Origin of the sequence: Acetobacter sp. AAB5 (assembly GCF_050106715.1) — a bacterium.
Lineage (GTDB): Bacteria > Pseudomonadota > Alphaproteobacteria > Acetobacterales > Acetobacteraceae > Acetobacter > Acetobacter oryzifermentans.
The window spans coordinates 1-2,500 of record NZ_JBNIEW010000028.1 but is presented as its reverse complement, the minus strand read 5'-3'; the positions used below and the strand labels follow the sequence as shown (position 1 = coordinate 2,500).

Sequence of the window (2,500 nt, the reverse complement as noted above, 5' to 3'; positions counted from 1 at the left end):
AGGTGTAGGCGTAGCGAAAGCGAGTCTGAATAGGGCGCATAGTTGCTGGCAGAAGACCCGAAACCGAGTGATCTAGCCATGGCCAGGCTGAAGGTGCGGTAACACGCACTGGAGGGCCGAACCCACGCCTGTTGAAAAAGTCGGGGATGAGCTGTGGCTAGGGGTGAAAGGCCAATCAAACTCGGAGATAGCTGGTTCTCCGCGAAATCTATTGAGGTAGACCGTCAGGTGGTTACCCCGGGGGGTAGAGCACTGGATGGGCTAGGGGGGCCCAAAGCCTTACCAAACCCAACCAAACTCCGAATACCCGGAAGTATAGCCTGGCAGACAGACAGTGGGTGCTAAGGTCCATTGTCGAGAGGGAAACAGCCCAGACCACCAGCTAAGGCCCCCAAATCGTGGCTAAGTGGGAAAGGATGTGGGGATTCCATAACAACCAGGAGGTTGGCTTAGAAGCAGCCATCCTTTAAAGAAAGCGTAATAGCTCACTGGTCTAATAGAAACCCTGCGCCGAAAATGTAACGGGGCTCAAGCCACGTGCCGAAGCTGTGGGTGCATATCTATGATATGCGCGGTAGCGGAGCGTTCCGTAAGTCAGTGAAGGAGACGGGGTGACCCTCTCTGGAGATATCGGAAGTGCGAATGCTGACATGAGTAGCGACAAACAGTGCGAGAAACACTGTCGCCGAAAGTCCAAGGGTTCCTGCGCAAGGTTAATCCACGCAGGGTTAGTCGGCCCCTAAGGCGAGGGCGAGAGCCGTAGTCGATGGGAAACAGGTGAATATTCCTGTACCTGCCAGAAGTGACGAATGCGATATGTTGTCAGGTCTTAACGGATTGATCTGGCTTTTGGAGCATTCCAGGAAATAGCTCTGGCGTATAGACCGTACCCGAAACCGACACAGGTGGACTGGTAGAGAATACCAAGGCGCTTGAGAGAACGATGCTGAAGGAACTAGGCAAATTGCTCGTGTAACTTCGGGATAAGCGAGACCCGTTGGTGGGCAACCATTGGCGGGTGGCACAGACCAGGGGGTAGCGACTGTTTATTAAAAACACAGGACTCTGCGAAGTCGAAAGACGACGTATAGGGTCTGACGCCTGCCCGGTGCCGGAAGGTTAAGAGGAGGTGTGAGAGCGCTGAATTGAAGCCCCGGTAAACGGCGGCCGTAACTATAACGGTCCTAAGGTAGCGAAATTCCTTGTCGGGTAAGTTCCGACCTGCACGAATGGCGTAACGACTTCCCCGCTGTCTCCAGCATCGGCTCAGCGAAATTGAATTCCCCGTGAAGATGCGGGGTATCCGCGGTCAGACGGAAAGACCCTATGAACCTTTACTGCAGCTTTACAGTGGCATCAGAGACATTCTGTGTAGGATAGGTGGGAGGCTTTGAAGCAGGGGCGCCAGTTCCTGTGGAGCCATCCTTGAAATACCACCCTGAATTTTTCTGATGTCTAACCGCGGTCAGTTAGCCTGATCCGGGACCCTGTATGGTGGGCAGTTTGACTGGGGCGGTCGCCTCCCAAAGTGTAACGGAGGCGCGCGATGGTGGGCTCAGGCCGGTCGGAAACCGGCTGTTGAGTGCAATGGCATAAGCCCGCCTGACTGCGAGAGTGACAGCTCGAGCAGAGACGAAAGTCGGCCATAGTGATCCGGTGGTCCCGCGTGGAAGGGCCATCGCTCAACGGATAAAAGGTACTCTAGGGATAACAGGCTGATCTCCCCCAAGAGTCCACATCGACGGGGAGGTTTGGCACCTCGATGTCGGCTCATCACATCCTGGGGCTGGAGCAGGTCCCAAGGGTTCGGCTGTTCGCCGATTAAAGTGGTACGTGAGCTGGGTTTAGAACGTCGTGAGACAGTTCGGTCCCTATCTGCCGTGGATGTTGGAGACTTGAGAGGATTTGTCCCTAGTACGAGAGGACCGGGATGAACATACCTCTGGTGCACCGGTTGTCGCGCCAGCGGCACCGCCGGGTAGCTAAGTATGGAAGGGATAACCGCTGAAAGCATCTAAGCGGGAAACCCACCTCAAAACTAGGTCTCCCTGAGGGTCGTGGTAGACCACCACGTTAATAGGCCAGGTGTGAAAGCGTGGTAACACGTGCAGCTAACTGGTCCTAATCACCCAATAGGCTCACTCTCTTACTGTCCCCTTAAAAGGACAGCCCGTGCACAGAAATCATCCATATATACGCCTACTTCTTCTACCAACCGTCTTCCACACACCCCTACAGGGTGGACTGGATGACCTGGTGGCCATGGCGGGGAGAGATCCACCCGATCCCATCCCGAACTCGGCCGTGAAAACCCCCAGCGCCTATGATACTGTGGCTTAAGCCACGGGAAAGTCGGTCGCCGCCAGGTCTTCCAATCCACCCTAAAACACTCAATACCCCACAAATTTCAACACAATCACAACCGCGGGGTGGAGCAGCCCGGTAGCTCGTCAGGCTCATAACCTGAAGGCCGCAGGTTCAAATCCTGCCCCCGCAACCA

1 tRNA gene and 2 rRNA genes (1 of these 3 cut by a window edge) are annotated in these 2,500 nt (G+C 55.2%); all 3 read left to right on the top strand.

Annotated elements, in window-relative coordinates:
- Positions 1 to 2,146: ribosomal RNA gene (locus ACP7IZ_RS13300) — 23S ribosomal RNA — on the top strand (it extends 597 nt beyond the left edge of the window).
- 106 nt (positions 2,147 to 2,252) lie between these two features.
- Positions 2,253 to 2,368: ribosomal RNA gene (rrf, locus tag ACP7IZ_RS13295) — 5S ribosomal RNA — on the top strand.
- 55 nt (positions 2,369 to 2,423) lie between these two features.
- A tRNA-Met gene (locus ACP7IZ_RS13290) sits at positions 2,424 to 2,500 on the top strand.